A 16573-nucleotide genomic window follows, 5' to 3' on the forward strand; every position below is an offset into this window, starting at 1 on the left:
CAGCGGCAGGATGCCGCCATGGAGAAGCGCCTGGCGGTCTGCAACCTGTGCGAGGCCGTCTGCGGCCTCGTGCTCACCATCGAGGAAGGCCAGGTCACCGGCGTCCGGGGCAACCCCGACGACCCCCTCTCCCGTGGCCACATCTGCCCCAAGGGGGTGGCGATCGGTGACATCCACGCGGACGCGGACCGGTTGCGCCGTCCCGTCCGGAGGGACCGGACGACCGGCGAGTGGACCGAGATCGGCTGGGACGAGGCCTTCGATCTGGTCGCCGACGGGATCGCGACCGCGATCAACGAGCACGGCAAGGACGCGCTCGCGATCTACCTCGGCAACCCCAACGTCCACAGCCTCGGCGCGATGACGCACGGAGGCCCCCTGGTGCAGTCGTTCCGGACCCGCAACAAGTTCAGCGCCACGTCGGTCGACCAGCTCCCGCACCAGCTCATCGGCCACCTGCTCTACGGCCACCAGCTGCTGCTCCCGGTCCCGGACATCGACCGCACGTCGTACTTCCTGGTGTTCGGTGCCAACCCGATGGCGTCCAACGGCTCACTGATGACGGTGCCGGACTTCCCGGCGCGGTTGCGCGAGCTCGACGCGCGAGGCGGGCGGATGGTCGTCTTCGACCCGCGCCGCACCGAGACCGCCAGGGTCGCGTCCGAGCACCACTTCATCCGGCCCGGCACCGACGCGTGGGTGCTGCTCGCGATGCTGAACGTCCTGTTCGCCGAGGGACTGACGACGCCGCCGCCGTACGTCGACGGCCTGGCCGAGGTCGAGCGCATGGTCTCCGACTTCACCCCCGCGGCCGCTGAGCGCGCGAGCGGCGTGCCCGCGGAGGTGGTCGCCCAGGTAGCGCGGGAGTTCGCCGCCGCAGAGACGGCGGCGGCCTACGGGCGGATCGGCGTGTCCACCCAGGAGTTCGGGCTGGTCTGCCAGTGGGCCGTCCAACTGCTCAACCTGGTCACCGGCAACACCGACCGCGTCGGCGGCGCCCTGCTCACCTTCCCGGCCATCGACGCCGTCGGTCGCGGGCTGATCGGCCGCGGGCACTTCGACAGGCACCGCTCGCGGGTCCGGCAGGCGCCGGAGTTCGCCGGGGAGCTGCCGGTCGCGGTGCTGCGCGAGGAGATCGAGACCCCGGGCGACGGTCAGGTGCGCGCCCTGCTGACCCTCGCCGGCAACCCGGTCCTGTCGACTCCCGACGGCGCGGCCCTCGACCGGGCGGTCGAGGGCCTCGACTTCTACGCGGCCGTGGACTTCTACATCAACGAGACCACCCGGCGCGCCGACGTGATCCTCCCGCCGACGAGCCACCTCGAGCGTGACCACTACGACCTGGTGTTCCACCTGCTGGCCGTGCGCGACACCGCCCGGTTCACCCCGGCGGTGTTCCCGAAGGGACGCGACCAGCGGCACGACTGGGAGATCTTCCGCGAGATCAACGTCCGGGTGACCCGGCGGCTGCGGCACAAGCCTTCGCTCAGGCGCCGGCTCAAGAAGTCCGCCCGGCTCGGGCTCAGCCCCACCTTCATCATCGCGACCCTGCTCCGCACCGGTCGGTCCGGCGTCACCATCACCCAGCTCCGCAAGCATCCCGAGGGCGTCGACATCGGTCCCCTGCGGCCCGGCCAGCTGCCCGACCGCCTGTTCACCAAGGACAAGCGGATCCAGGCGGCGCCCGCGATCGTGGTCGGCGACCTGGCGAGGGTGCGCGGCCAGGATCTCCCGGATGAGGACGAGCTGCTCCTCATCGGGCGACGTCACCAGCGTGACTGCAACTCCTGGATGCACAACACGGACCGGCTCACGAAGGGCCGCCCGCGGCACCAGCTGCTCATGCATCCCGACGACCTCGCGGCCCGCGGCCTGACGGACGGCTCCCTGGTGACCGTGACCTCACGCGTCGGATCGGTCAAGGTGGACGTGCAGGCGACGGCGGACATGATGCGGGGCGTGGTCTCGCTCCCCCACGGCTACGGTCACCAGCGGACCGGCGTCCGCCTCGGCGTGGCCGACAAGGTCGCCGGAGCGTCGATCAACGACCTCACCGACCCCGAGCGGCTGGACGCCTCGGGCAACGCCGCACTGTCCGGCGTTCGGGTCACGGTCGGGTAGTGCGACAACCACGACGGCCGGTCAGGGTAAGGAGTTCACCAGTTCCTCGATCGACGGCCCATTGCTCCCAGAGCCGCGCATGATCACCATGGTCGACCGTGGATCTTCAATCCTCACGATGGCAACCTGGAACGCGTTCGCGCGCTCCACTATGCGAAAGAGCCGGGCTCGGCTGTCCCGGACGGTCAACGTCCCGTCTAGTCGCCCGCGTGGCAGACGATCACGAGGCGCGATGACGATCGCAACGCTGTCCAGGCGCAAGGCCTGAACACACGATAGGTCGATCTGCGGGACGAGGATGACCGACCTCCGATGCTCGACCGCGTCGAAACGGCGGCACGAAGCTGGCCGCGATACCGGCCAGCGGCGCGTCGCCGTGGGGCGCAGCCTCAAGAGGTCGCGTGACAACTGGTCGCTCACCGGCGTCGCCGAGTCGGGTTCGGACGAGTCCTGAGTGGCGGCCGCCGGCGTCGTTGCGTCTGTGTCGGCCGCGTCCCGAGGTCCGCCCGATGCTCCGCCCGATGAGCATCCGACGAGCAACATCGCGAAGCACGCCACTAGACTCTTCACGGGTGAACGGTACCGCCGAACGTTCGCCATCTGGCGCTTACACCGCCCGCAGATGAAACCGCCCGCGGGAGTCGATTGACTCCACCCACGTGCCGCCCGGCCTTGTGGTAGCCAGCCATTGTTCAACGGATCGGCCGTCGCTAGCGGACCGGGCAGCTTCCGCCGCTCCGGTCTCGAGACCAGACTGACGCGGGATGGCGTCCGAGACCACTGCGGCAACGGCCGCGAAACCTGAAGCCAGTAAGAATCGTCGATCGATCATCGCCGCACTCCTTTCAAGAGTCAGTCTATGCGCAGGGACGTGACTTCCGGCGCAGTGAAATACGTGTCCACTACCTGCCAATAGTCGTAGTGGAAGAAGGGATCGGAGAACGTCCGGTCCGCATTCTGAACCGAGGTGATGTAGTTGCCACTGGCGTCCTTGTTCGTCGCCGGGGTTTCACCTGCCTTGTGACACCAGCGCACAGCGTTAGTCGAGGTCACGAGATTCTTGCGGTAGAAATGGAAGTCCCAGAACAGGTGACCATCGCTGTGACGGGTTATCTTGGCCATGACGGCAGTGATCCGAAGACTTTTTCCCGTGCACCCGGTCCGCCATCCATCTGCGCGCATGGCTTCGGTGAACTCGCCCGCCGTTGGCTTGTCCCGATAGTTGATCGTCCGAGAACCGAGGAGGAGGCCCTGCCCGGCCTTCCGCCCAGGCATGCCGAAATGATTCGCGGCGTAGTTTGCGGCGTAGCAGTAGCAGTTGTTGTTTTCTTGTCGACTGCCGTTCCAGAAGCTGAAGTCGTTCCAGCGCGTATAGGCCAAGCTGCAGGTCCCGGGAACCGGTCGCGGCAGCCCGTCGAACTCATCGATCGTTTCTTCGCCATCTTCAGGTTCAGAAGCCAGGGTCTGTCCTTCGAAGCCGGACAAGGCATCCTGCTCGGAGGGAGCCAATTCCTCAGGCAATGACGAGATTCGAAATACTGGCGGTATTCCCGACGCGGCCAGACGACGCGCCGTCTCGCCATAAGCGCGAACAATATAGCCGCGATATCCGAGAACAGGACCGATCGAACGCAAGGACCGTACTTGTCTACGGTTCGCCACGATTCTTGCAATGAATGCGTCGGCCTCTTTCCCCTCCAGCTCCCACCGAGGATTCGGCAAGCCCGAAAACATGTCCAACTCGATCTCGAACATCGATCCCCTATTGGTCAACTGGACAGCCGCTCCGCCATCCTCAGCGTCGCAAAGAGTAGGTACCAGGATCACCTCGGTCAATGGACAAAGGTGACTAGGTCATGTGGTCACCGGCTTCAGGCCCGAGGGGAATCACGGGGGAAGCGCCGCCAGCTCGGTTCCGTACGACTAGTCAGCGTCGTGGGTCCGCATCGACCGGTACGCGACCCGGGCGCTGACGGCGCGCTCCAGCTCCCGGATCACGCTGGAGAAGAACTGCTTGCGGTAGACGTCGTCGGTGACGGCGTAGACGGTGAAGTAGAGGCCGCTGAACGCAGCGAGGAACACCGACACCTGCACCAGCTCGCGGCTCAGCCGGTCACCGTCCCAGGCGCCCATCGAGGACACGACCGGGTCGAGTGGCCCGCCAGTCCACGACGCGACCACTCCAGGGTCCATCGCCACCACGCCGAACACGATGAAGAACGCGAAGACTGACAGCGCGAGCAGCAGCACCTGGACCGCCTGGGAGACCAGCAGGACCAGCACCAGGTTGGCCTTCTGCAGCCCCGCCACCTCGGCGTCGACCCTGCCGACCCGCTCGACCCGGCCGGCGATCGCCTCGGCGGCCGTCTCCAACGGCGTGCCGCGGCAGGCGTCGAGCAGCTCCCGGCTGTCGACCTCGTCGTCGACGGAGTCCAGCTCCTCGGGCAGCCGGGTGAGCAGGAAGCCGACCGCCACGCCGGCGAAGAGCATGACCGTCACCCACAGCACGCCCCCGTCGAGCGCGGCGGACACCTGCCACACCTCCGCGTTGATGAACAGGAAGGTGATGAAGAGCAGCAGCAGCGGCAACGCCCTGGTCACCAGCGGCAGCAGCAGCCCGAGCGAGCGGAAGGTACGCCGGATCGCCCAGCCGACGATCAGCCAGGCGCGCAGCGTCACGACGGCGTACACCGCCAGGACCAGGCCCACCGCGCTGAGCGCCGCCCCGATGCCAGCCGCGGCGCTGAGCGGGATCGCGGTGACCACGCCGACGACGGCCCCGACCACCACCGCGACCAGCAGCACGACCGCGATCCGGCCCCGCCGGAGCCCGGCCGCGACGCCGGCGCGGTAGGAATCGACGAAGTAGGGCAGGCCGTGGGCGACGAACCACTGCTCGGCAGGACTGAGCGAGTCACGAGGAGGCATGAGGCTCCGCTTCTCCGAGGATCTCGCGGGTCCGCTCGACGTCGTCGGCGATCGCGGCCATCAGCGCGTCGATCCCCTCGAACCGCACCATCCCCCTGATCCGCTCGACGAACTCCACCTCGACCCCGACGCCGTAGAGGTCGAGGTCGGTGCGGTCGAGCACGTACGCCTCGACCCGTCGGTCGCGCTGGCCGTCGAACGTCGGGTTGGTGCCGACGCTGATGGCGGCGGGGTGTTTCGCTCCCCCGTCGACGCCGTCGAGACGGCGCAGCCAACCGGCGTAGACGCCGTCGGCGGGGGCGGCCGCGCCCGGCACCACCGGCACGTTGGCCGTCGGGAAGCCGAGGTCGCGACCGCGCTTGTCGCCTTCGGTCACCACGCCACGGGCGACGAACGGGCGACCGAGCGCCTCGGCCGCCCCGGCGACGTCGCCGGCGGCGAGACAGGTCCGGATGTACGTCGACGACCACACCTGCGGTCCGCCGTCCAGCTCGACAGCCTCGAGCACGAAGTCCTGCTCGGCACCGGCCTCGCGCAGGGTCTGGCGGTCACCGGCCGCGCGGTTGCCGAACCGGAAGTTCGCGCCGACCACGACCGCCTTCGCGTGCAGCGCGCCGACCAGGACCCGGTCGATGAAGTCCAGGGGCGACCACGCCGCGATGTCGCGGGAGAACGGGATGACCAGCACCGCGTCGACTCCCGCCTCCCCGAGCAGCCGGAGCCGCTCGTCGATCGTCGTCAGCGTGGGTGGGGCGTGCTCGGGCCGCAGCACGGCGATCGGGTGCGGGTCGAAGGTGACCGCGACGACGGTGTCGACGTCGACCTCCTGAGCGACCTCGCGGGCCCGCTGCACGACGTGCTGGTGCCCGAGGTGCATCCCGTCGAAGTTGCCGACGGTCACGACGGTCCGCCCGAGGTCGTCGGGTACCTCGTCGAACGAGCGCCACACAGCCACGGCGAGCAGACTACTGACCTCCTCGCCGATCGGGTCAGCGCCCGCCGACGAGCCTCTTCGCAACTCGTTCGGTGAGCGACGGACGGAGCCGGTCGAAGTTCCACCCGCCGGCCGCGCTGCGATAGTGGTTGGTGACCCAGAACAGCCCGGCGCGACTGCCGGGCAGCCGGGCGAGCTCGGCATAGGACCAGCCGTTGCCACCGTTGTGCCAGTCGACCGTCCCGAACGGTGTCTCCGCGACCACCCAGCCGAACGCGTACCGCGTGTCCCCGCCGGGCTCCTCCAGCACGCGCGGGCGGAACAGCTCCGCCTTCGCGCCCTCGTCCAGGACCCGCTCGCCCTCCAGCGCGAGCAGCCACCGGCCCATGTCGTCGGCGGTGGAGAGGATCCCGCCGTTGCCGCGGAGGTTCCAGTACGGCCCGTCCGCAGCCCAGGGATGCTCGAACGGCCGGCCTTGTGAGCGGTCCTCGTCGTCGTACTCGACGGCGACGTCGGCGGCATCCCAGTCCGGCAGCACGTAACCGGTGTGCGTCATCCCGGCCGGCTCGAAGAGCTCCTTCACCAGGTACTCCTCGTATCCCGTGCCGGACGCTTCCTCGACGATCGCGGCCAGCAGGCTGTAGCCGAGGTTCGAGTAGTGGTAGCGAGTGCCGGGCTGCGTCCTCAGCTCCGACGCCAGCGCGCCGGTGATCATGGCGCGCCGCGTCAGCGGGTCGTAGTCGTCGCCGAGCGCGTCGATCAGGCCCGCGGTGTGGGTGAGCAGGTGCCGGACCGTGATGCCGCGCTTGTCCTTCGGCACGCCGGCGAAGTAGTCACCGAGTGTGTCGATCACCCGCAGGCGACCCTGCATCTGCAGCTTGACCACGGCCGCGGCGGTGAACTGCTTGCTCACCGACCCGATGTCGTAGACGGTGTCGCACCCTGCCGGCGTGGCACTCTCGTGATCGGACTCGCCCCAGCCGCGACAGGTGACGACCTCGCCGTCCGCGACGGCGACCAGGCTGCCGCTCGAGCCGTCGGGTACGTCGGACGCGCGGAGCACGTCTGCCCGCTCCGGCTGCTTCTCCGGCGGCGGTTGGTCGGACTCGCACGACGAGAGCAGCACGGAGGCCACGACGGTCGCGGCCGCCCACCTCAGTCGCGGGTGCATCGCCAGGTGACGGGTGGCCCGCGGTGCTCGGTGCAGGTCCAGCCGTCGCCGACCCTGGACTCCACCTCTGCCGGGATGTCAGGGCAATCCCCTGCACACGAGAACACGTCCTCCTCGACGCGTCCTCCCTGAGCCGTCGCCGTCCACGTCAGCGCGGCCAGGACGAGCGCAGTAGCGGCCACCACCGCCGCGACGGCGCGGCGCGTCCGGCCGTGCCGGCGACGCTCGGCCATCCCGCCACGCAGCAACCCGAACGCCTCTCGTGCCACGCCGTGGGTGTCGGCCAGCTCGAGAGCGAGGCCGAGGAGATGGTCACCGTCGCGCCGGCGGACGGCGCGCGGGTAGGCGAGCAGGGTCAGCTCCAGGACCCGCCGCCTCATGCCGGCCCCGGGGCCGTGCGCGTGGACGGCAGACGTGCGCCGAGGGCGGCTGCGGTCGAGCGCAGCCGCTCCACCTCCTCGGCGAGCGCCAGCTCACCGGCGGCGGTCAGCCGGTAGTAGCGGCGGCGCCGGCCTTGGACATCCCGCTCGCCCGCGGGCTCGACGAGCCCCTCGTCGGACAGCCGGCCGAGGGCGCCGTACAAGGTGCCGGCGGTGAGCCGGATCCGCCCTCCGGACAGCTCCTCGGCGTCGCGGGCGATGCCGTAGCCGTGGCACTCACCTCTCGCCAGGCTCGCGAGGATGTACATCGCCTGCTCCGTCACGATGACCACCATACATCGTCACCCGATGCATCGGAACCACACCGGTCAGCCGACGAAGACCGCCACCGCCCGGGCCGCGCCGTCGCGCGGCGCGTAGAGCGCAAGGAACTCGCCGTCGGGGGCGAAGACCGCAGTCAGGATGTCGAGCTCGAGCGGGAGAGGGCGCCCGTAACGGACGGCCTGCGCCTGCTCCGCATCCAGGTCGTACGACGGGAACGCGGCGCGGGCCGCGTCCGCCAGTGGCATGACGGAGAACTGCTCCGCGAGCTGGTCGAGGGTCCGCGCGTCCGGCAGCCGGTAGGGCCCGACCGCGGTGCGGCGCAGGGCGGTGAGGTGGCCGCCCACCCCGAGGGCGGCGCCCAGGTCGCGGGCGATGGCGCGGACGTAGGTGCCGCTGGAGCAGCGCAGCGCGACGTCGACGTCGACCGACGCCGGACCTTCGCCCGACGACCGCCGGACGGCGCCCACCGTGAGCTCGTGGATGGTCACCGGACGCGCCTCGAGAGCGACCTCCTCGCCCTCGCGCACGCGCTGGTACGAGCGCTTCCCGTCGACCTTGACCGCCGACACGGCGGTCGGCACCTGTTCGATGTCGCCGACGAAGCGGGCCAGCGCTTCGCGGACCTGCTCCTCGTCGATCCCGTCGACCGGGGCGACGGTGAGGACATCACCCTCGGCGTCGTCGGTGACCGTGGAGACGCCGAGCCGGATCGTGGCGTCGTACGCCTTCTCCGTCAGCATCAGGTGGCCGAGCAGCCGGGTCGCGCGGCCGGTGCCGAGCACGAGCACCCCGGTGGCCATCGGGTCGAGGGTCCCGGCATGTCCGACCTTGCGGGTGCCGGCGAGCCGGCGTACCCGGGCGACGACGTCGTGGCTGGTGAGGCCGCCGGGCTTGTCCACGACGACCAGGCCGTCGCTCACAGGTCGTCGGCGTCCTCGTCGGCCGGGATGTCGCGCGGCTTCTTGTAAGGGTCGGGCTCCCCGGCAGGCTGTGCGCCCTCGCGGGCGGCGGCGACCGCGGCGTCGGCCTCGCGAGCCTTCGCCAGCACCTCGTCGAGGTGACGGGCGCTCTCCGGGATGACGTCCAGCTGGAAGGCAAGGGTCGGCACCAGCCGCATCCCGAGCTGCTTCCCGACCTCGGACCGCAGCACCCCCTTGGCGGACTCGAGCGCGGCCGCCGTGGCGACCTGCTCCTCGTCCTCGCCGAGCACGGTGTAGTAGATCGTCGCGTGCTGGCTGTCGCCGGAGAGCCGGACGTCGGTGACGGTGATGAACCCGAGCCGCGGGTCCTTGATCCGCCGCTCGAGCATCTCGGCCACGATGACCTGGATCCGGTCGGCGATCTTTCGGACCCGCGGGTTCGTCATTCTCAGTTCCTATCAGTACGGCTGTGCCGCCCGCCCCGGACGGGGACGGGCGGCACCGCGCAGAGCGCTCAGGCCCTCGGGATTTCCTTCATCTCGAAGGCTTCGACGATGTCGCCTTCCTTGATGTCCTGGTAGTTCCTGAGCACGAGACCGCACTCGAAGCCCTCCCGGACCTCCGACGCGTCGTCCTTCTCCCGCTTGAGCGAGGCCAGGTCGAGGTTGTCGGCGACCACGGCGCCGTCGCGGAGCAGGCGCACCTTGGCGTTGCGCCGGATGACGCCGCCGATGACCATGCAGCCCGCGATGTTGCCAAGCTTCGACGAGCGGAAGATCGCGCGGATCTCCGCCTGGCCGAGCGTCGACTCCTCGTACTCGGGCTTGAGCATGCCCTTGAGCGCCGCCTCGATCTCCTCGATGGCCTGGTAGATGATCGAGTAGTACTTGATCTCCACGCCCTCGCGGTCGGCGAGCTCGGTGGCCTTGCCCTGGGCCCGGACGTTGAACCCGATGATGATCGCGTCCGACGCGGCCGCCAGGTTGACGTTGGCCTCGGTGATCGCACCGACACCGCGGTCGATGACCCGCAGCGAGACCTCGTCGCCGACCTCCAGCGCGGCGAGGGCGTCTTCGAGCGCCTCCACCGAACCGGACACGTCGCCCTTGAGGATGAGGTTGAGCTCCTGGCTCTCGCCCTTCTCCATGGAGGCCATGAAGTCCTCGAGGGTACGACGGACCCGCCGCTTGGCCTGGAGGGCGGCGCGCTCGCGCGCTTCCCGCTTCTCCGCGATCTGGCGCGCGACGCGGTCGTCCTCGACCACGATGAAGTTCTGGCCGGCGCCGGGCACCGAGGACAGACCCAGGACCATCGCCGGACGTGCCGGGTCGGCCTCGGTCATCTCGTCGCCGTGCTCGTCGAGCATCGCCCGGACCCGCCCGTAGGCAGGACCGGCGACGATCGAGTCGCCGACCCGCAGGGTGCCGCGCTGGACCAGGATCGTCGCCACCGGACCGCGACCGCGGTCGAGGTGTGCCTCGACCACGAGGCCCTGGGCGTCCTGGACCGGGTTGGCCCGCAGGTCGAGCGACGCGTCGGCGGTCAGCACGATCGACTCGAGCAGCTTGTCGAGGTTGAGACCGGCCTTGGCCGAGACGTCGACGAACATCGACTCGCCGCCGTACTCCTCGGGCACCAGGCCGTACTCGGTCAGCTGGCCACGGACCTTGGTCGGGTCCGCGTCCTCCTTGTCGATCTTGTTGACCGCGACCACGATCGGCACACCGGCGGCCTTGGCGTGGTTGAGCGCCTCGACCGTCTGCGGCATCACGCCGTCGTCGGCCGCGACCACCAGGACCGCGATGTCGGTCGCCTGCGCACCACGCGCACGCATGGCGGTGAACGCCTCGTGACCCGGGGTGTCGATGAAGGTGATCCGCCGGTCGTTGCCGTCGACCTCCGTGTGGACCTGGTAGGCACCGATGTGCTGGGTGATGCCTCCGGCCTCCTTGTCGACGACGTTGGCGTCGCGGAGCGCGTCGAGCAGCTTGGTCTTTCCGTGGTCGACGTGACCCATGACGGTCACGACCGGCGGCCGGATGACCAGGTCACCCTCGTCGCCCTCGTCGGAGCCGAACTCGAGGTCGAACGACTCGAGCAGCTCGCGGTCCTCGTCCTCGGGCGAGACGACCTCGACCTTGTAGTTGAGCTCGTCGCCGAGCAGCTCGAGGGTCTCGTCGCCCACGGACTGGGTCGCGGTGACCATCTCGCCGAGGTGGAAGAGCATCTGCACGAGCGACGCAGCGTCGACGCCGACCTTGTCGGCGAAGTCGGACAGCGAGGAACCGCGCGCGAGACGGATGGTCTCGCCGTTGCCCTTGCGGACCCGCATGCCGCCGATCGTCGGGGCCTCCATGGCCTCGAACTCCTGGCGACGCGCGCGCTTCGACTTGCGGCCGCGACGGGCGGGACCGCCCGGACGACCGAACGCACCCTGCGTCTGACCGCGCTGGCCGGGACGACCGCCACCAGGACGGCCACCGCCACCGGGGCCGAACCCACCGGGTCCGCCACCGGGGCCACCACGACCGGGAGCGCCGCCACCTGGGCCACCACGGCCGGGCGCGCCGGCACCGACGCCACCGCGACTCGGGGCACCGCCGCGGCCGCCGCCGGGGCCGCCAGGACCACCGGGACCACCGCGGCCGGGGCCACGACCACCGGGACCCTGGCCGAACGTGGCCGGGCTCTTCGGCATCATCGCCGGGTTGGGGCGCGGCATGCCGGGCCGACCCGGGCCGGCCGGCGGACGCGGACCGGCGGGTCCGGCGTCGCCCTCACGCGGCGGGGGCGCGGGGCGACGCCCCATGCCCTGGCTGGGAGCGAACGGGTTGTTGCCCGGACGCGGGGTCCCGCTCGGCTTGCCGACCGGCCGCGGCGCAGGCGCCTTCGGGGTCGGTCCCTGGGCGGAACCAGGCTTCGGAGTCGCCGGCTCCGCGGTCGGCTCCGTGTCCTCGGGAGCCGCAGGCGCCTCGACCTCCGGCGCGACCGGTGCGGGCGCGGCAGCGGCCGGCTCCTCGACCGGGGCGGCAGGCTCTGCCGTCTCGGGCTCAGCAGCCCTGGGCTTGGGACCGGGCTTGGGGGCCGCGGCCTTCTTGGCCGCCGGCTTGTCGGTCGTCTTCTCGCCGGCACCGTCCCCGGAGGGGCTCATTCGCGCCAGGAGCTCGGCACCGTAGGTGTCCTCGAACTTCTTGACGGCGGGGAGCTCGATGCTCGAGGAAGCAGTCTTGGCGAACTCGCCGATAGCACCGAGCTTCTCCAGCGCTTCCTTGCTGGGGATGCCGTACTTTTTCGCGAGCTCGGAAACTCGGGTCTTGGCCACGTTTCTCCTTCTGGCCCAAGACCCTTGTCAGGTGTGTCTCAGACCGTCGTTGGATGTTGCAGAACGAACTGGCTCATCGCGAGGTACTCATCGAGTGCTCATGAGCTGCTGCTCCAGTCTCTTTCGGTCGGTCATGCTGGATTTGTTGCTGGGTTGTGGTGCGAGTCGAGGTAGTCACCCACCGGTGCGCTGGACAGCCCACCCTCACCGCCCCGCCCGCTGGGGAACAGGGCTCGGGAGAAGGCTTTCCGGCGTACCGCGAGGTCGTAACAACCCGAGGTGGGGTGCAGGTGCGCTCCCCTCCCGGGTGCGGTGCCGTCGGGATCGGGTGCGACGACCGCGTGGCCGTGCGCGTCCGAGCCGGCGATCACTCGCAACAACTCGCTCTTGGCGGCCCGCTTCCGGCATCCGATGCAGGTCCGGACCGGCCCCTCGGGGAGGAGATCGTCCGACGACATCGAGATATTCCTTCGGCCTGCCACCAACAGACAACCTTACCTGTTGTGCGGCACGGAATCCGAACCGGCAGCCTTTGTGCATTCCGGTGGGGCCTACCGTCGGACCATGGCCCGTCCCTTCGCGGACCGCTTCACCGGTCCGACGCTCGACACCTCCGTGTGGCTCCCCCACTACCTGCCGGCGTGGTCGTCCCGGGCGGCGACGGCAGCGAGCTACCGCCTCGACGGCGCCGGTCTGGTGCTCGACGTGCCCGTCGACCACCCCGTGTGGTGCCCTGGTGACCACGACCCGCCGCTGAGGGTCTCCGGCGTCCAGTCGGGGAGCTGGTCCGGGCCGGTCGGGTCGCCGTACGGCCAGCAGCGGTACCGCCCGGGCCTGACGGTGCGGGAGGAGCAGCCATGGTTCGAGGGGTGGCTGCCGTCCTCAGGCCGGGTCGCGGTTGCCGCGCGGATGGCGCTCTCGACCCGCTCGATGGCGGCGCTCTGGCTCAGCGGCTTCGAGGACGACCCCGACCAGCTGCAGTGTGGCGAGCTGTGCGTGTTCGAGGTCTTCGGGCGCGCCCTCGGGCCCGCGTCGGACCCGTCGGCCGAGGTCGGGGTCGGCATCAAGCCGTTCCGCGACCCGGCCCTGGTCGACGACTTCGCCGCGCCGCGGATCTCGATCGATGTCTCCGAGCCCCACACCTACGCAGTCGACTGGGACGCCGACGAAGCGGTGTTCACCGTCGACGACGAGGTGGTACGACGCTGCGCGAGCCCCCCGCCGTACCCCCTGCAGCTGATGCTCGCGGTGTTCGACTTCCCGGAGTGGTCGGTGGGAGACGACGACGACCTGGTGCCGTCGGTCACGGTGAGCGAGATCAGCGGTTGGTCGTCGGCCTAGCCTGGAGGCATGAGCGACCTCCAGTGCGCGGCGACGCTGCTCCTGGTGCCCGACGGCCAAGTGGAGGACTTCGCCCGCTCACTGGCCGGCGCGCGGATCGGCCACGTCTGGACCGGCACCTCGGACCGCGCAACCGGGAGCGGGGAGCTCCTCGCAACCGATCTCGGCGTCGGTGTCACCGCGCGGAGCGAGCTGGACGATCCTCAGCAGATCGACCTCGCCCTCGGCGAGATCGCGGACGAGCATCGTGGTGAAACGGTCGTGGTCGTCGTTCCTGGTGGTGCGGTCACCGAGATCGTCATCGACAGCGACGGCTGGCGACGGCAAGCGTGGGGCGCGGATCAGGGCTGACAGTCGGGTCGCGGGTCGGCTTCGGGCCGCCGACACGGCGCAAGCCGCCTCCGGCTCGCTTCGCTCGCGAGCGTGCGTTTGCGCCGGGTCGGCTGTTGTTCACTCGGACTCGTCAGCCGGCTGCGCCGGCTTCCTCGTCCGAGTGAATATCGATCCGCCAACCGGTGAGCCGCGCGGCGAGCCGGGCGTTCTGGCCCTCCTTGCCGATCGCGAGCGAGAGCTGGAAGTCCGGCACCACGACCCGCGCCGACTTCGCGGCGGCGTCGACCACGGTGACCGAGCTGACCTGCGCCGGTGACAGCGCGTGCGCGACCAGCTCCGAGGGGTCGTCGGACCAGTCGACGATGTCGATCTTCTCGCCGTGCAGCTCGGACATCACCGAGCGCACCCGCTGGCCCATCGGGCCGATGCAGGCGCCCTTCGCGTTGACCCCGGCGACGGTCGACCGCACCGCCATCTTCGTGCGGTGGCCGGCCTCCCGGGCGATCGCGGCGATCTCGACCGTGCCGTCGGCGATCTCCGGCACCTCGAGCGCGAACAGCTTCTTCACCAGGCTGGGGTGCGACCGCGAGAGGGTGATCTGCGGTCCGCGCATGCCCTTGCGGACCGAGACGACCAGGCACTTGATGCGGGTGCCGTGCCGGTAGTCCTCACCGGGCACCCGCTCGCTGACCGGCAACAGCCCTTCGACCTTGCCGAGGTCGACGAGCACGTCGTCGGGGTTGCGGCCCTGCTGGATGACGCCGGAGATGATGTCGCCCTCCTTGCCGGAGAACTCGCCGTACTTGATCTCGTCCTCGGCGTCGCGCAGACGCTGCAGCATGATCTGCTTCGCCGTCGTCGCCGCGATCCGGCCGAACCCGTCGGGGGTGTCGTCGTACTCCCCGATCGTGTTGCCCTCCTCGTCGAGCTCCGCGGCGAGCACCGTGACGTGCCCGCTCTTGCGGTCGAGCTCGACGCGCGCGTGCTCCTGGGCGCCGGGCGTCTTGTGGTACGCCGTCAGCAGTGCCTGCTCGATCGCCTCGACGAGGACGTCGAACTTGATCTCCTTCTCGCGCTCCAGCATCCGCAAGATGTTGAGGTCGATGTCCACTAGTCCTGGTCCTTCCGGTTGAACTCGATCTGCACGAGCGCCTTCGTGACGTCCGCGTACGGCACCGCGCGAGCCGAGCCGTCGACGTCGAGGGAGACCTGCTCCTCGTCGGAGTCACCGATCCGGCCGGTCAGCTCCGAGCCGTCCGCCAGCGTGACCTTGACCAGCCGGGACCTGTTGCGCCGCCAGTGGCGGGGCTGGGTGAGCGGCCGGTCGACTCCGCGAGAGGTCACCTCGAGCGTGTACGGGTGCTCCCCCATCACGTCGGAGGAGTCGATCACGTCGTTGATGGCGCGCGTGGCCGCGGCGACGTCATCGAGGGAGACGCCGCCGTCCTTGTCGATCGCGATCCGCAGCACCCGCCGCTTGCCGGCCGGCGTCAGCTCGACCGCCTCGAGGTCGAGTCCCAGCTCCTGCAGCCGGCCGCTCACGGCCGCCGACACGGCCGTCACGGTCGTGTCTGCCCCGGGGCGCTGGCTCGAGCTCATGGGTGAGACCCCTTTGTCCTGTTGTGGCGAAGCGGTTGTGGTGCTGCGGTCTTTCCACGATACCGGCTGTAACCTCGGCGGGCGTGACTGCTTGGCTTGCGGCGTCGCGAGCGGCCTTTCCGGCCGATCGGGCAAGGCGGCGGAGCGCTGGCATGCTGGGCGCACGTCGAGCGACGCCAACGCAGCCAGGTCGAGTCGGAAACGTCGCGCAGCAGCCGCTAGCCAAGGAGTGACGCCCCAGTGTCCAGCCCAGTCCCGCGCACGTCCCGGCGCGCCGTGCTGACCGGCGGCACCCTCGTTGGCGTGACGCTGGCCACTGCCGGATGCGGCGCGACGCGGGCGCAGGACAGGGCCGCAGCGACTGCCGACGACCCGACCGCTCCAGCGGTCGACACCGACAGCGATCTCGTGGAGTCGGTCGGTGGCCGGCTGGCGACCGCGCTCGCGCTGGCCGCGGCGACCGGGCGATCGGCCCCGCAGCTGCGTCCGCTCGCCCGGCGGCTGTCGACGCTGCACCGGGCGCACCTGCGCGAGCTGAGCCAGCCCGACGACGTGGAGGACGGCGGCAGGGTCGCCGGCAGCACCGCCACTGCGCGGGCCCGGCTGCTGCGCTCGGAGGAGAAGCTGCAGCAACAGCTGGTCGGGGCGGCGCTCGCTGCTGAGAGCGGGGCACTCGCCCAGGTCTTCGCTTCAATGGCCGCGGCGGTGGCGCAGGAGCGGGCGGTCGCATCGTGAGTCCGCCGCGCGCCGCGAGCGCTCCCATCGACGCCCTCCAGACGGCGCTGGCCGCCGAGCACGCCGCCGTCTTCGTGTACGGCGCGCTGGGCGGCCAGACCTCCCAGTCCGACGACCCGACCCTCTACGCCGAGATCACCGACGCCTACGTGACCCATCGGGGCCGCCGGGACCGGCTGGTCCGGGTCATCGAGGCGGCCGGCCGCCAGCCGGTTGCGGCGGAGCCGGGTTACGACCTGCCCGTCGATCTCTCGACGCCGATCGCGGTGGCCGACCGCGCGCTCCAGCTCGAGCGGGCGTGCGCCGCGACGTACGCCTTCGTCGTCGCGTCCACGAGCGAGGACGACCGCAGGTGGGCGGTCGACGCCCTCCTCGACACGGCGGTCCGGGAGCTCGGCTTCGGCGGAAGGCCGGAGCGCCTGCCCGGTCTCTGACCCACGTGCACCCGGCCAGGACCTGGGGCGA

General features: G+C 70.4%; 18 protein-coding genes. 5 read left to right on the forward strand and 13 right to left on the reverse strand.

Translation table 11 applies throughout. The annotated features are described in order from the left end of the window. Positions 1–18: 18 nt before the first annotated feature. Complete coding sequence (locus SHK19_RS14245) at positions 19–2121, forward strand: molybdopterin-dependent oxidoreductase (RefSeq protein ID WP_322936616.1); 2103 nt, start codon at positions 19–21, stop codon at positions 2119–2121. 21 nt (positions 2122–2142) lie between these two features. On the opposite strand, the gene SHK19_RS14250 is transcribed toward SHK19_RS14245, so the two are convergent. The 11 genes from SHK19_RS14250 to SHK19_RS14300 form a co-directional block, all read right to left on the reverse strand. Then, positions 2143–2691 (reverse strand): hypothetical protein, encoded by a 549-nt coding sequence (locus tag SHK19_RS14250; RefSeq protein WP_322936617.1) that lies wholly within the window; start codon positions 2689–2691, stop codon positions 2143–2145. 282 nt (positions 2692–2973) lie between these two features. Then, positions 2974–3876: a hypothetical protein gene (locus SHK19_RS14255; protein WP_322455642.1), complete on the reverse strand. Its 903-nt coding sequence runs from the start codon at positions 3874–3876 to the stop codon at positions 2974–2976. Positions 3877–4044: 168 nt separating this feature from the next. Continuing rightward, positions 4045–5049 (reverse strand): hypothetical protein, encoded by a 1005-nt coding sequence (locus tag SHK19_RS14260; protein ID WP_322936618.1) that lies wholly within the window; start codon positions 5047–5049, stop codon positions 4045–4047. After that, entirely contained in the window at positions 5036–6004 is a 969-nt protein-coding gene (locus tag SHK19_RS14265) for a bifunctional riboflavin kinase/FAD synthetase (RefSeq protein ID WP_322936619.1), read from the reverse strand. Before SHK19_RS14265 ends, SHK19_RS14260 begins: the two co-directional genes overlap by 14 nt. Positions 6005–6038: 34 nt before the next feature. Then, entirely contained in the window at positions 6039–7154 is a 1116-nt protein-coding gene (locus tag SHK19_RS14270; RefSeq protein ID WP_322936620.1) for a serine hydrolase domain-containing protein, read from the reverse strand. After that, positions 7139–7534 carry a hypothetical protein gene (locus tag SHK19_RS14275; protein WP_322936621.1) on the reverse strand — a complete coding sequence of 132 codons (396 nt, stop codon included), beginning with the start codon at positions 7532–7534 and terminating at the stop codon, positions 7139–7141. Before SHK19_RS14275 ends, SHK19_RS14270 begins: the two co-directional genes overlap by 16 nt. Further along, complete coding sequence (locus SHK19_RS14280; RefSeq protein WP_322455647.1) at positions 7531–7857, reverse strand: PadR family transcriptional regulator; 327 nt, start codon at positions 7855–7857, stop codon at positions 7531–7533. The genes SHK19_RS14275 and SHK19_RS14280 overlap by 4 nt, the downstream gene beginning before the upstream one ends. Positions 7858–7902: 45 nt before the next feature. Continuing rightward, entirely contained in the window at positions 7903–8778 is an 876-nt protein-coding gene (gene truB / locus SHK19_RS14285; protein WP_322936622.1) for a tRNA pseudouridine(55) synthase TruB, read from the reverse strand. Further along, positions 8775–9224, reverse strand: coding sequence for a 30S ribosome-binding factor RbfA (gene rbfA / locus SHK19_RS14290; RefSeq protein ID WP_322936623.1), 450 nt, complete (start codon positions 9222–9224; stop codon positions 8775–8777). Before rbfA ends, truB begins: the two co-directional genes overlap by 4 nt. A gap of 68 nt (positions 9225–9292) precedes the next feature. Then, positions 9293–12100, reverse strand: coding sequence for a translation initiation factor IF-2 (gene infB, locus SHK19_RS14295; protein WP_322936624.1), 2808 nt, complete (start codon positions 12098–12100; stop codon positions 9293–9295). A 131-nt stretch (positions 12101–12231) separates the two neighbouring features. Next, positions 12232–12558 (reverse strand): YlxR family protein, encoded by a 327-nt coding sequence (locus tag SHK19_RS14300; protein WP_322455651.1) that lies wholly within the window; start codon positions 12556–12558, stop codon positions 12232–12234. 106 nt (positions 12559–12664) lie between these two features. On the opposite strand from SHK19_RS14300, the gene SHK19_RS14305 reads away from it, so the two are divergent. Both SHK19_RS14305 and SHK19_RS14310 read left to right on the forward strand, forming a co-directional pair. Next, a complete protein-coding gene (locus tag SHK19_RS14305) occupies positions 12665–13441 on the forward strand; it encodes a glycoside hydrolase family 16 protein (protein ID WP_322936625.1) in 777 nt (258 codons plus the stop codon). A gap of 9 nt (positions 13442–13450) precedes the next feature. Further along, on the forward strand, positions 13451–13792 hold the full coding sequence (locus tag SHK19_RS14310; RefSeq protein WP_322936626.1) for a hypothetical protein: 342 nt from the start codon (positions 13451–13453) through the stop codon (positions 13790–13792). A gap of 112 nt (positions 13793–13904) precedes the next feature. Here the strand turns inward: SHK19_RS14310 and nusA are convergent, their stop codons facing one another. Both nusA and rimP read right to left on the reverse strand, forming a co-directional pair. Further along, on the reverse strand, positions 13905–14885 hold the full coding sequence (gene nusA / locus SHK19_RS14315; RefSeq protein WP_322455654.1) for a transcription termination factor NusA: 981 nt from the start codon (positions 14883–14885) through the stop codon (positions 13905–13907). Beyond that, positions 14885–15373: a ribosome maturation factor RimP gene (gene rimP, locus SHK19_RS14320; RefSeq protein ID WP_322936627.1), complete on the reverse strand. Its 489-nt coding sequence runs from the start codon at positions 15371–15373 to the stop codon at positions 14885–14887. The genes nusA and rimP overlap by 1 nt, the downstream gene beginning before the upstream one ends. A gap of 240 nt (positions 15374–15613) precedes the next feature. Here rimP and SHK19_RS14325 point away from each other — a divergent pair, with 240 nt between their 5' ends. Both SHK19_RS14325 and SHK19_RS14330 read left to right on the forward strand, forming a co-directional pair. Beyond that, positions 15614–16108 (forward strand): hypothetical protein, encoded by a 495-nt coding sequence (locus SHK19_RS14325; protein WP_322455656.1) that lies wholly within the window; start codon positions 15614–15616, stop codon positions 16106–16108. Then, on the forward strand, positions 16105–16542 hold the full coding sequence (locus SHK19_RS14330) for a ferritin-like domain-containing protein (protein WP_322936628.1): 438 nt from the start codon (positions 16105–16107) through the stop codon (positions 16540–16542). Before SHK19_RS14325 ends, SHK19_RS14330 begins: the two co-directional genes overlap by 4 nt. Positions 16543–16573 lie beyond the last annotated feature (31 nt).

Origin of the sequence: Nocardioides bizhenqiangii (assembly GCF_034661235.1) — a bacterium.
Lineage (GTDB): Bacteria > Actinomycetota > Actinomycetes > Propionibacteriales > Nocardioidaceae > Nocardioides > Nocardioides bizhenqiangii.